At 72.0% G+C, this 12,769-nt stretch carries 10 protein-coding genes; 6 read left to right on the top strand and 4 right to left on the bottom strand.

Annotation, left to right across the window (positions count from 1 at the left end):
• Positions 1-44 precede the first annotated feature (44 nt).
• Positions 45-689 carry a superoxide dismutase gene (locus A4V12_RS13270; protein ID WP_064069503.1) on the top strand — a complete coding sequence of 215 codons (645 nt, stop codon included), beginning with the start codon at positions 45-47 and terminating at the stop codon, positions 687-689.
• A 122-nt stretch (positions 690-811) separates the two neighbouring features.
• On the opposite strand, the gene A4V12_RS13265 is transcribed toward A4V12_RS13270, so the two are convergent.
• Positions 812-1,453, bottom strand: a complete 642-nt coding sequence (locus A4V12_RS13265; RefSeq protein ID WP_064069502.1) for a mycothiol-dependent nitroreductase Rv2466c family protein — start codon at positions 1,451-1,453, stop codon at positions 812-814.
• Positions 1,454-1,597: 144 nt separating this feature from the next.
• On the opposite strand from A4V12_RS13265, the gene pepN reads away from it, so the two are divergent.
• Entirely contained in the window at positions 1,598-4,147 is a 2,550-nt protein-coding gene (gene pepN / locus A4V12_RS13260; protein ID WP_064069501.1) for an aminopeptidase N, read from the top strand.
• A 232-nt stretch (positions 4,148-4,379) separates the two neighbouring features.
• The gene (locus tag A4V12_RS13255) at positions 4,380-5,366 is read left to right on the top strand and encodes a hypothetical protein (protein ID WP_064069500.1); all 987 of its coding nucleotides are present in this window, start codon (positions 4,380-4,382) and stop codon (positions 5,364-5,366) included.
• A gap of 19 nt (positions 5,367-5,385) precedes the next feature.
• Here the strand turns inward: A4V12_RS13255 and A4V12_RS13250 are convergent, their stop codons facing one another.
• The 3 genes from A4V12_RS13250 to A4V12_RS13240 are packed head-to-tail and all read right to left on the bottom strand — an operon-like array spanning position 5,386 to position 7,236.
• Complete coding sequence (locus A4V12_RS13250; protein WP_064069499.1) at positions 5,386-5,841, bottom strand: NUDIX hydrolase; 456 nt, start codon at positions 5,839-5,841, stop codon at positions 5,386-5,388.
• Positions 5,842-5,850: 9 nt separating this feature from the next.
• Positions 5,851-6,744 carry a pyridoxamine 5'-phosphate oxidase family protein gene (locus A4V12_RS13245; protein WP_064069498.1) on the bottom strand — a complete coding sequence of 298 codons (894 nt, stop codon included), beginning with the start codon at positions 6,742-6,744 and terminating at the stop codon, positions 5,851-5,853.
• 24 nt (positions 6,745-6,768) lie between these two features.
• A complete protein-coding gene (locus tag A4V12_RS13240) occupies positions 6,769-7,236 on the bottom strand; it encodes a VOC family protein (protein WP_064069497.1) in 468 nt (155 codons plus the stop codon).
• Positions 7,237-7,366: 130 nt separating this feature from the next.
• On the opposite strand from A4V12_RS13240, the gene A4V12_RS13235 reads away from it, so the two are divergent.
• From A4V12_RS13235 to A4V12_RS13225, 3 genes are all read left to right on the top strand, one after another.
• Positions 7,367-7,918 carry a CGNR zinc finger domain-containing protein gene (locus A4V12_RS13235; RefSeq protein ID WP_064069496.1) on the top strand — a complete coding sequence of 184 codons (552 nt, stop codon included), beginning with the start codon at positions 7,367-7,369 and terminating at the stop codon, positions 7,916-7,918.
• Positions 7,919-8,114: 196 nt separating this feature from the next.
• Positions 8,115-11,429 (top strand): S8 family serine peptidase, encoded by a 3,315-nt coding sequence (locus A4V12_RS13230; protein ID WP_079137032.1) that lies wholly within the window; start codon positions 8,115-8,117, stop codon positions 11,427-11,429.
• 177 nt (positions 11,430-11,606) lie between these two features.
• A complete protein-coding gene (locus A4V12_RS13225) occupies positions 11,607-12,626 on the top strand; it encodes an aspartate-semialdehyde dehydrogenase (RefSeq protein WP_064069495.1) in 1,020 nt (339 codons plus the stop codon).
• The last annotated feature ends 143 nt before the right edge of the window (positions 12,627-12,769 follow it).

Genomic DNA, 12,769 nt, shown 5'->3' with positions numbered 1-12,769 from the left:
ACTTGCATATAGTTCGCAATAAGCAGCAGTCGAAGGGCTCGGACATGGCGATCTACACACTCCCCGAACTTCCGTACGACTACGCGGAGCTCGAGCCGGTCATCAACCCGCAGATCATCGAGCTGCACCACGACAAGCACCACGCCGCCTACGTCAAGGGCGCCAACGACACCCTGGAGCAGCTGGAGGAGGCGCGGGACAAGGAGCAGTGGGGCTCCATCAACGGCCTGGAGAAGAACCTGGCGTTCCACCTCTCCGGCCACATCCTGCACTCGATCTACTGGCACAACATGACCGGCAAGAAGAACGGCGGCGGCGGTGAGCCGCTGGCGGCCGACGGCGTGGGCGAGCTCGCCGACGCGATCGCCGCGTCCTTCGGCTCCTTCGCCAAGTTCAGGACCCAGCTCTCCAAGGCCGCCGCGACCACCCAGGGCTCGGGCTGGGGCGTCCTCGCGTACGAGCCGGTCAGCGGCCGCCTCATCGTCGAGCAGGTCTACGACCACCAGGGCAACGTGGGCCAGGGCTCGGTCCCGATCCTGGTCTTCGACGCCTGGGAGCACGCCTTCTACCTGCAGTACAAGAACCAGAAGGTGGACTTCATCGAGGCGATGTGGGAGGTCGTCAACTGGCAGGACGTGGCGAGGCGTTACGCGCAGGCCAAGGAGCGCACGCCGCTGATCGCGCCCTGACGAAGGCGCCGTGAGTCGTCCTGCTCGTGATCGTCTTCTCAGCCTTCACGGGGCAGGCGGATGGAGGAAGGCCCCCCGTGAGGACGTGACTCGCGGGGGGCCTTCCGTACGCGCGCGGGCGGCTACAGGTTGCTGAAGTCGGGGCCCTGGGTCCGGGTGCGCTTGATCTCGTAGAAGCCCGGGACGGACGCCACCATCACCGTGCCGTCCCAGAGGCGGGCCGCCTCCTCGCCCCTGGGGGCGGGGGTGACGACCGGGCCGAAGAAGGCGATCTGCTCGCCGTCCGCCCCGGGCACCGCGATGACCGGGGTGCCGACCTCCTGGCCCACCTTGCTGATGCCCTCGTGGTGGGAGGCGCGCAGCTCGGCGTCGTAGGTGTCCTTGTCCGCGTACTCGGCGAGGGACACGGGCAGGCCGACGTCCTCCAGCGCCTCGCGGATCGCGGTGTGCGTCGGGCCCTCCCCCTTGTTGTGGAAGCGGGTGCCGAGCGCGGTGTAGAGCTTGCCGACGACCTCGTCGCCGTGCAGCTGCTGGGCGGCGACGACGACCCGGACCGGGCCCCACGCCTGCGTCTCCAGCATCTCCCGGTACTCCGGCGGCACCTGGTCCAGCTTGTCCTCGTTGAGGACGGCCAGGCTCATCACGTGCCAGCGCACGTCGACCGGGCGGACCTTCTCCACCTCGAGCATCCAGCGGGAGGTCATCCAGGCCCAGGGGCACAGCGGGTCGAACCAGAAGTCGGCGGTGATCCTGCTCTCGGACATGCGTCTCCTCGGTAAGGGTGACAACGGGGTGCGCCTGGACAGGGGCAACGTCACGGGAGCGCCCGGCATTCCCGCGTCTGCCGGGCGTCAGTTCCGCATGGCAGGATCACTCCTGTACCAACGAGCCACGAAGGAGTGCCGCCCGTGCCCGGTGAGAATCTGTCCCGCGACGAGGCCCGCGAACGGGCCGAGCTGCTGTCCGTCGACGGGTACGAGGTCGCGCTCGACCTGCGGTCCGCCGTCGGGGGGAGCGAGTCCGAGCCGCGTACGTTCCGCTCGGTGACGACCATCCGGTTCCGCCGGACCGCGCCGGGTACCACCACCTTCGTGGACCTGATCGCCCCGTCGGTGAACGCGGTGACGCTCAACGGGCGGGAGCTGGACCCGGCGGCCGTCTTCGACGGCTCCCGGATCGCGCTGGACGGCCTCGCCGACGAGAACGTGCTGGTGGTGGACGCGCAGTGCGCGTACAGCCGGACCGGCGAGGGCATGCACCGGTTCGTCGACCCGGAGGACGGCGAGGTCTACCTCTACACCCAGTACGAGCCGGCCGACGCGCGGCGGGTGTTCGCCAACTTCGAGCAGCCCGACCTGAAGGCGCCCTTCCGTTTCGAGGTGACGGCGCCCGAGGGCTGGTCGGTGTGGAGCAACGGGGCGGAGGAGTCGCGGGACGGCGAGGTCCGGCGCTTCGCCCGGACGGCGCCGATCTCCACGTACATCACCTGTGTCGTGGCCGGCCCGTACCACCGCGTGACGGACACCTACCGGCGCGGTGACCTGGAGATCCCGCTGGGCGCGATGTGCCGCAGGAGCCTGGCCAGGCACTTCGACCCCGAGGACGTCTTCCTCGTCACCAAGCAGGGCTTCGACTTCTTCCACGACAACTTCGACTTCCCGTACCCCTTCGGCAAGTACGACCAGGCGTTCGTGCCCGAGTACAACCTGGGCGCCATGGAGAACCCGGGCATGGTGACCTTCCGGGAGGAGTACATCTACCGGGGCAAGGTGACGCAGGCCGCGTACGAGCGCCGGGCGAACGTCATCCTGCACGAGATGGCCCACATGTGGTTCGGCGACCTGGTCACCATGAAGTGGTGGGACGACCTGTGGCTGAAGGAGTCCTTCGCGGACTTCATGGGCTCCTTCTCGCTGGCCGAGGCCACCCGCTTCACCAACAGCTGGGTGACCTTCGCCAACAGCCGCAAGGCGTGGGCGTACCGCGCGGACCAGCTCCCCTCGACGCACCCGGTCACGGCCGACATCCGCGACCTGGAGGACGCCAAGCTCAACTTCGACGGCATCACCTACGCCAAGGGCGCGGCGGTGCTCAAGCAGCTGGTGGCGTACGCCGGGCGGGACGCCTTCATGGAGGGCGCCCGCCGTTACTTCAAGCGGCACGCGTACGGCAACACGCGCCTGGGCGACCTGCTGTCGGTCCTGGAGGAGACCTCGGGCCGCGACATGAAGGCCTGGTCCCGTTCCTGGCTGGAGACGTCGGGCGTCAACGTCCTGACGCCGGTCGTCGCGTACGGCGAGGACGGCCGGATCGCCGAGCTGGCCGTGCTCCAGGAGGGCGGCGAGCTGCGGCCGCACCGGGCGGCGGTGGGCCTGTACCGGCTGTCGCCCGGAGGCGAGCTGGTGCGGTACGCCCGCGCGGAGGCGGACATCACCGGCGAGCGGACCGTGGTGGCGGAGCTGGCGGGCGAGGAACGCCCGGCGCTGGTGCTGGTCAACGACGACGACCTGACCTACGGCAAGGTCCGCTTCGACGAGGACTCGCTCGCCACGCTCCGGGCGCACCTGGGCGATCTGACGGACCCGCTCGCCCGGGCGCTGTGCTGGTCGGCGCTGTGGAACCTCACCCGGGACGCGGTGCTGCCGGCGCGGGACTTCACGGCCCTGGTGCTGGCCTTCGCGGGGCGCGAGTCGGACATCGGGGTGCTGCAGATGCTGCACGCCTGGACGCGGTCCGCGCTGGTGCACTACGCCTCGCCGGCGTGGCGGGAGGAAGGCGGCCGGCTGCTGGCCGAGGGTGCCCTGCGGGAGCTGCGGGCGGCGGAGCCGGGCAGTGAGCACCAGCTGACGTGGGCGCGGTTCTTCGCGGCGGCGGCCGCGTCGGAGGCGGACTTCCAGCTCCTGGAGGGGCTGCTGGAAGGGACCGCGGAGATCGACGGACTGGACGTGGACCAGGAGCTGCGCTGGTCGTTCCTGGAGCCGCTGGCCGCGCACGGCCGGGCGGACGAGGCGGTGATCGCGGCGGAGCTGGCGCGGGACGACACGGCGTCGGGCAAGCGCCACCAGGTGCGCGCGCTGGCGTCCCGCCCGTCGGAGGCGGTCAAGGCGCAGGCGTGGGCGCAGGTCGTGGAGTCCGACGCCCTGTCGAACGCGCTGGTGGAGGCGACCATCGCGGGGTTCTCCCAGCCGTCGCAGCGGGCGCTGACCGCTCCGTACGCGGCGAAGTACTTCGAGGCGATCGAGCGCGTGTGGGCGGAGCGGTCCATCCAGATCGGGATGGACGTGGTGCGGGGCCTGTTCCCGTCCCTCCAGGACGACCCGTCGACCCTGGAGGCCACCGACGCGTGGCTCGCCGCCCACGAGTCGGCGGCCCCGGCGCTGCGGCGGCTGGTCCTGGAGGCCCGCGACGACCTGGCGCGCGCCCTGCGCGCCCAGGCCCGCGACGCCTCGGCGGGCTGACGGCCGCCGGCCTCTCCCCCGCCCGGTCCGGGCGGGGGGGTGACGGGAATCCGCGCAGGCGTTCCCCGGACGTACACCGGTCCGGGCCGGGGGTCGCCGCGCAGGTCGGGGGCGTGATCGGGGCCCCTGATCGGCACTCGAACGCCCGTACTTTAGGACGGGGTCGTCCCGAAATGTCGACGGGCGTGTAACAGCGGTTAGCGGTGGCGCGGTTGGCGGGAACCTGCGGGGCATGACCAACACCCCGCTCTCCCCCCGCCCCCTGTCCCACCTGGCCGCCGAGCGCCGCCGCGTGATGTCCGCCGCGCAGCTGCGGGCGCACGGCGTGCCCGCCGCCGAGGTGGGCGCGCACTGCCGGCCCGGTGGGGCCTGGCGGCAGCTCCTGCCGGGCGTGTACCTGCTGCACCCCGGCGCGCCCACCAGCGAGGAGCGGCTGCACGCCGCCCTGCTGTACGCGGACCGGCGGCCGCAGCCGTCCGACGCGATGGTCACCGGGCTCGCCGCGCTGGCGCTGTACCGGTTCGCGGCCGCGCCGCCGCTGCTGTCGCTGGACCGGGTGGACGTCCTGGTGCCCCGCACCCGGCGGCTGCGGTCCACCGGGTACGTACGGATCGTGCGGGCGCAGGAGATGCCGAACCCGGTGGAGGTCACGGGTGTGCCGGTCGCCCCGGTGGCGCGCGCGCTGGCGGACGCCGTCGCGCAGGTCGACGACGCCCTCCTCGTACGGCGGCTGCTGACGGAGGCGGTGCGCGGCGGGCACTGCGAACCTGCGGCGGTGGTGCGCGAGTTGAACCGGCTGCGGCTGCTGAACCGGCCGCACGTGGTGGACGCCGTCGACTCGCTGCTCGCCGAGGGGCGGGCGCTGGCGGAGGACCGGCTGTACGAGCTGGTGCGGGTGCACGACCTGCCCGAGCCCCTGTGGAACGTGGACCTCCGGCTGCCGGGCGGCCCGCACCTGGGCGGCGTGGACGCCTACTGGCCCGACCAGGCGGTCGCCGTGGAGCTCGACACCCGTTCGCCGCGCCAGGACGACGGCGACGCGTGGTCGGAGTGCACCCGCAAGCGCGAGCACCTGGAGCGGCTCGGCATCACCGTCATCCACATCACGCCCCGCAAGCTGCGCGACGCGGTGGAACAGCAGGCCGTGGTGGTGCGTACGGCCCTGATGGCGGCCGGCGACCGGGCCCCGGCCGCCTACGTGGTGGTCCTGCCGCGGTAGGCGGGAGCCGGCCGCCGTGTCAGCCGTCGTGCGCGAGGCGCCCCGCTGCGGGCCGTTCCCGCCACAGCCGCAGGCCGACGTCGACGACCCCGACCCGGGTGAGGGAGGGGACCGAGTCCAGCGGGTGCCAGGCGGCCAGGTCGGTGGAGCCGCCCACCTCGGGACGGAGCTCGCCGCCGGTGATCCGGCCCTCGTAGAGGATCCGCAGGGCGTGGAAGTCGGTGCCGGCGCCGAGGCGGCGGGGGTGGTGGCGCCGTTTCGAGTCCAGACCGAGGAGCGCGGTCACCTCGGAGAGGTAGCCGGTCTCCTCCTCGACCTCCCGTACGACGGTGTCGAGGGGATCTTCCCCGTGGTCCATGCCGCCGCCCGGCAGCGTCCACTCCTTGGTGCCGTCGAAGGCGGTGCCCCGGGCCAGCAGCAGGTGTCCGTCCCGGACGCAGACGGCGTAGGCCGCGACTCTCAACCTCTGGTTCATGGGCAGAGGTTAGTGCGGCAGTGACGGATTCGCCGGTGAGTATGCGGGCGCGGACCAGCGGAGCGGGCTGGCGCCCCGGGCCTCGGCGACGCGGTCGGCGGTGAAGCGGACGGTGCGGGCACCGCCGTCGTACAGGGTGCGGGCGGTTCCGGTGAGCTGGAGGGTGGTGCCGGTGGTCCACTCGAGGAAGAGCAGCCCGGCGCGGGGGTCGGCCTCCAGGTTGCCGAGGGTGAGGAACATGGCGTTGCCCGGGTAGTCGGGCCAGCTCAGTTCGGTGGGCGAGGAGACGGTCACGAAGCCGGGGTTGCCGCCGCGGTGGCTGGCGTCGGCGCCGTGGCCCGGTGCCGCGGTGGCCACGAAGAAGGTGTCGGCGCCGCGGACGAGGTCCGCCTGGGCGGGGGTCATCGCCGTGCCGTATTTGACGGTGGGCGCGGCGGGGGCGGCGGGTTCGCGCAGCTCGCGCAGCTGGAGGTACTTGGGGCAGTTGGAGAAGACCTCGTGGGCGTCGATCACCAGGCCGTGCACGGTGGGCCGGGCGGTGCCGTTCAGCCGCATCCGGCGCCGGGTGCGCGGGTCCAGGGCGATGGTGCCGACGGGGGTGCCGCCGCCGGCCAGGGCGGCGGCCAGCGGGTCGCCGCCGGGTACCCCGCCGGTGACGGACACGGAGGCGGGCCCCGTGGCCCGGACGAAGCCGGGGCGGCCGGTCAGCAGCGAGCTCCAGACGCGGCCGTCCCCGTCCGCCGCCCCGATCACGAGCATGGGCTGGAGCTCCAGGAAGGCGGCGGCGACCGGGCGGATGCCGGCGCCGACGGAGCGGCCGACATGGTCGGCGAGCTCCCGTACGCCGACCCGCTCCTGCACGGCGAGCGAGCCCTGGTGGTACGGGCCGACGGGGCCGTTCATGGTGGGTCCTCCTCCGTAGCAGGTTTAGAAGAAACCGCAGGTGGGGGCGGTCGCGTGCGGGGCTGCCGCACCCTCGGCGCCGGTCGTGGCGTAGATCTCCAGGCGGGTGCCGTCCGGGTCGTGGAAGAAGATCCCGCCGGAGGGGGCGCCCTCCCCGTGGGGGACGACGCCCTCGTACGCGAAGTCGACCCCGTGGCGCTTCAGTTCGGCCTCGGCGGCCCGCACGTCGTCCATGGTGCCGGCCTCCAGGGCGAGGTGGTGGAGTCCGGCGAGGGCGGGGGCGTACGCGCCGTCGGCCTGCTGCCAGAGGGCGATGGTGAGCCGGCCGTCCCGGCCGAGGAGGGCGTAGCGCCGGCCGTCCTCCTTGCCCTCGTGGAGGACCTGGAAGCCGAGGACGCCGCCGTAGAAGGCGAGGGACCTTTCGAGGTCGGTCACATTGAGGCCGACGTGACCGAGACGGCCGGTGCGCAGCGTGCTGGTGGTCGCCGACATGGCGAACCCCTTCCCTGGACGAGTTCTAACTTTTCAACGCGACCTTAGGGGTTAGATCGGGGAGCGTCAACCGGTCACGTACGCTTGAGGGGTTAGCACGGTCGCGACAGGCGCGAGGAGACGACCAGAGATGACCGCCCCCGACCCCCGCCCGCTCGTCGGCGAACCGGTCAGCATGGACCTGCTCAACACCCGCTGGATCCATGACGGCGCCCCGCGGGACCTGCTGACCGACACGGCGGGGCTGGCCGTCTGGCTGGCGAGCACCGGCCTCTCGGCCCGCTTCACCGCCGACGCGCCGACCCTGGAGCACACCCTCGCCGCCCGTGACGCCCTCGCCGCGCTCGTGGACCCGCCCGGCGACCGGCCCGCGCGCGACCGGCTGAACGCCGTCCTCGACCACGGCCGCATCCGCGCCACGCTCACCGCCGAAGGGCCGGGCGAGGAGCCGGAGTTCGCCGACCCGTCCTGGGGGCCGGCATGGACGGCCGCCCGCGACTACCTGGACCTGCTGCGCACCGCGCCCGACCGGATCAGGGCCTGCGCGCACGAGGCGTGCGTCCTGCACTTCTTCGACACCTCGCGCAACGGCACGCGCCGCTGGTGCTCCATGGCGGTGTGCGGGAACCGGGCGAAGGCGTCCCGGCACTACGCGCGGACGACCCGCCCGAAAGAGGCGTAGATGGTCGAACACTCAACCACATAGGGGCATTTGAGCCCGGTTCGTTCCTCATGGCGTACATCCCGCAGTGGCGGATGTGCGCCATGACCGCATCCCGGCCACCGGCAACCCTCCACAAAAGCCCCTCACTTGCGAAAGGGTGAGCGGTCATCCGGCACCGAATTCCGGACTCTCTCTTTCACATACAGGGATGCAGATGACCACCCCCGAATCCCAGGGCTCCATATCAGGGAGCCCGACCCCCGGCCACAGACGGGCGGCCCGCGTGGCCGCCGCCGCCGGCCTGGTGGCCGCGCTCGTCGCGGCCGGCACCGCCCCCGTCCTCGCCGCCGACGCCACGGACCCGGCGCCGCCCAAGCCCGCCCCCTCGTCCGCCACCGCGGACAAGCTCGGAGCGGCCGACGCCGAGCGGCTCGCCGAGGCGGAGGCCACGGGCAAGAAGTCCGTCACCGTCATGGTGGCCACCGCCCCCGGCCAGACCGAGCAGGTCGCCGCGCAGCTGGACGGCGTCGCGGGCGCCACGGTCGGCACGACGTACGACAAGCTGGGCTACGTCCGCGCCACCCTGCCCACCCCGAAGGCGGAGTCGGCGCTGACCCAGGCGGCCAAGCTGCCGTCCGTCAAGGGCATCGACCTCCAGTACGAGATCAAGCTGGACGACCCGTCGCCCGACGCGGGCCAGTCCGCCGCCCGGGACGCGGCCACGGCCGGCACGACGACCACGTACTCCGGCCCGGGCGCCAGGACCCCCGCGAAGAACCCGTACAACCCGTCCTTCGAGACGGGCGCGGTCGACTTCGTGAAGAAGTACCCCAGGGCCGACGGCCGGGGCGTGACCATCGGCATCCTCGACTCGGGTGTCGACCTGGACCACCCGGCGCTGCAGAAGACCACCACCGGTGAGCGCAAGATCACCGACTGGGTCACCGCCACTGACCCGGTCGGCGACGGCGACGGCACCTGGCGGCGGATGAACGTGGCCGTGGAGGGGCCCACGTTCACCGCCGACGGGCGCACCTTCACCGCCCCGGCCGGCACGCACGCGTACAGCCGGTTCGCCGAGGCCGTCACGCGCGGCGGCGACATGGCCGGTGACCTCAACCGGGACGGCGACACCACCGACGCGTGGGGCGTGCTGTACGACGCCGCGGCCGGCACCGTCCGGGTCGACCTCAACGACAACGCCGACTTCACCGACGACGTGGCGATGAAGCCGTACAAGGACGGCCACCAGATCGGCCACTTCGGCACGGACGACCCGGCGACCCAGGTCGCCGAGCGCATCCCGTTCGTGGTGGAGATCCGCAAGGACGTCGCGTACAACGAGGCCGGCGACAAGGCCGACTACGTCAACATCGGCATCGTCGAGTCCGACCACGGCAGCCACGTCGCCGGCATCACCGCCGCGCACGGGCTGTTCGGCGGGAAGATGAACGGCGCGGCGCCCGGCGCCAAGCTCGTCTCCTCGCGCGCGTGCACCTGGTCCGGCGGCTGCACCAACACCGCCCTGACCGAGGGCATGGCCGACCTGGTGATCAACCGCGGCGTGGACATCGTCAACATGTCCATCGGCGGTCTGCCGGCGCTGAACTCCGGCGACAACGCGCGCGCCGAGCTGTACGGCCGGCTCATCGACACCTACGGCGTCCAGCTGGTCATCTCGGCCGGCAACGAGGGCCCCGGCATCAACACCATCGGCGACCCCGGCCTGGCCGACAAGGTCATCTCGGTCGGCGCGGCCATCTCCAAGGAGACCTGGGCGTCCAACTACAACTCGGTCGTCGAGAAGAAGTACGCGATGTTCCCCTTCTCCTCGCGCGGCCCGCGTGAGGACGGCGGGTTCACCCCGACGATCTCCGCGCCCGGCTCGGCGGTCAACACCATCCCGCTGTGGATGGCGGGCGCCGGCGTCCCGGAGACCAGCTACAAGCTGCCCGCCGGGTACGGGATGCTCAACGGCACCTCGATGTCCTCGCCGCAGGCGGCGGGCGCGAGCGCGCTGCTGATCTCGGCCGCCAAGCAGCGGAGGACCGAGCTGTCGCCGCTGACCCTGCGCACGGCGCTCACCAGCACCGCCAACCGCATCCCCGGTGTCGCCGCGCACGAGCAGGGCTCGGGCCTGATCGACATCGTGGACGCCTGGGAGTCGATCAAGGACGGCGCGACCGCGCACGACTACAAGGTCGCCGCCCCCGTCGACACCGCGCTGGACCAGCACCTGAACAAGCCGGGCACGGGCATCTACGACCGTGAGGGCGGCCTGAGGGCCGGCCAGAAGAAGGTCTACGACGTCACCATCACGCGCACGACCGGCCCGGACCGGCCGATCGAGCACGAGCTGAACCTGAAGTACGGCGACGGCACGTTCCGCATCCTCGGCGACGACGAGGTGGACCTGCCGCTGAACAAGCCGGTCACCGTCAAGGTGCAGGCCAAGCCGGGCTCCGCGGGCGTGCACAGCGCCATCCTGGAGGCCGACGACGAGGACACCGAGGGCGTCGACAAGCAGATCCTCGCCACGGTGGTCGTCTCGCACCAGCTGACGAAGCCGTCGTTCTCCTTCTCGGCGAGCGGCAGCGTGCAGCGCAGCAGCCACAAGTCGTACTTCGTGACCGTGCCGCAGGGCGCCAAGGCACTGGAGGTCGCGATCGGCGGGCTGAAGGAGAAGAGCCAGACCCGGTTCATCGCCATCCACCCGTACGGCGTGGCCGTCGAGGACACCGCGTCCAACCTGTGCTACCCGCACTACAACCCGGCCAACACCTGCCGCCCGGACGTGCGCTCGTACGCCGACCCGGCGCCGGGCGTCTGGGAGATCGAGGTCGAGTCGCGGCGTACGTCGCCGGACCTGGACAACCCGTACAAGCTGGACGTGACGCTGCTGGGCGCCGCGTTCGACCCCGCCGTGAAGACGGTCCCCGAGGCGAAGGTCGGCACGCCGGCCGCGGTCGACTGGAAGGTCACCAACACCCTCGCGGCGATCGACGGCCGGCTGAAGGGCGGCTCGCTCGGCTCCGCGAAGGTGGCCACGCCGACGATCGCGAACCACGAGTCGCAGACCAGCACGGTGACCGTCGGTGAGGGCGTCGAGCGCCTCGACGTCGTGATCGGCAACACCTCCGACAAGGGCGCCGACCTGGACCTGACCGTCCTGAAGGACGGCAAGGTCGTCGGCACCTCCGCGGACGGCGACTCGGAGGAGTCGGTCTCGGTCGCCAAGCCGGCGGCGGGCACGTACACCGTCGTCGTGGACGGGTACGCGGTGCCGTCCGGGACGACCACGTACGACTACAAGGACGTGTACTTCTCGTCCGCGCTCGGCACCCTGAAGGTCGACGAGTCCAAGCCGGTCGCCCTCGCGAGCGGCGCCTCGGCGCAGGTCTCGGCGGAGGTGCTGGTGAACGGCGCGGCCCCCGAGGGCCGGCGGTTCTTCGGCGAGGTGTCCCTGCTGACGGCGCGCGGCACGGTCGCGGGCAGCGGCAGCGTGGTGATCGAGAAGGTCACTCCGTGACACCGTACGCACGGTGAGTGAGGGCGGGCGTCCGGACCGGGCGCCCGCCCTTTCCGTCGCCTCGCGTGCTGCTTCTCACGTCCCGGACAATGAATTGGACAAGCCGGGCCAGGTGATACGCATCATGGGGGCGGCACCCAGGCCGCCAGGCCCGCAAGCACGTACGGAGGAGTCCCCGTGAAGGTCGGAATCGTCGGAGCCACCGGTCAGGTCGGCACGGTCATGCGCAGGATCCTCACCGAGCGGAACTTCCCCGTCGACGAGCTGCGGCTGTTCGCCTCCGCCCGTTCCGCGGGCACCGTCCTGGACGGCGTGACCGTCGAGGACGCCTCCACGGCCGACTACACCGGCCTGAACATCGTGCTGTTCTCCGCCGGTGGCGCCACCTCCCGGGCCCTGGCCGAGAAGGTCGCCTCGCAGGGTGCCGTGGTGATCGACAACTCCTCCGCCTGGCGGAAGGACCCCGAGGTGCCGCTGGTCGTCTCGGAGGTGAACCCCCACGCGATCAAGGACCGCCCCAAGGGGATCATCGCCAACCCGAACTGCACCACCATGGCCGCCATGCCGGTGCTCAAGCCGCTGCACCAGGAGGCGGGCCTCACCGCCCTCGTCGCCACCACCTACCAGGCCGTCTCGGGCTCGGGCCTGGCGGGCGTCGCGGAGCTGGACGGCCAGGTCAAGGCCGTCGCCGAGAAGGCCGCCGAGCTGACCCACGACGGCGAGGCCGTGGCCTACCCGGAGCCGGGCGTCTACAAGCGCCCCATCGCCTTCAACGTGCTGCCGCTGGCCGGCGCGATCGTCGACGACGGCTCCTTCGAGACGGACGAGGAGCAGAAGCTCCGCAACGAGTCCCGCAAGATCCTGGAGATCCCGGAGCTGAAGGTCTCCGGCACCTGTGTGCGCGTCCCGGTGTTCTCCGGCCACTCGCTTCAGGTGAACGCCCGCTTCGAGCGCCCGATCAGCGTGGAGCGCGCCTACGAGCTGCTGAAGGACGCCGACGGCGTGGAGCTGTCGGAGATCCCCACCCCGCTCCAGGCGGCCGGCAAGGACGCGTCCTTCGTGGGCCGCATCCGGGCCGACGAGACGGTCGAGAACGGCCTGGCGCTGTTCGTCTCCAACGACAACCTCCGCAAGGGCGCGGCGCTGAACGCCGTCCAGATCGCGGAGCTGGTGGCCGAGGAGCTCAAGGGCGCCTGACGCCGGTAGGTACGCGAGGAGGGCGGTCACCGCGACGGTGGCCGCCCTCCGCCGTGCCCGGCCGCGCCGGACGGTAATCGGTCGTCGCCTTCCGCACCCGCCGTGGAAGGATGACCGGAAACGTCACACAACGAGGAGATGAC

It is taken from the genome of Streptomyces noursei, from assembly GCF_001646665.1.
GTDB lineage: Bacteria > Actinomycetota > Actinomycetes > Streptomycetales > Streptomycetaceae > Streptomyces > Streptomyces lavendulocolor.
This window is presented reverse-complemented; position numbering and strand designations above follow the sequence as displayed.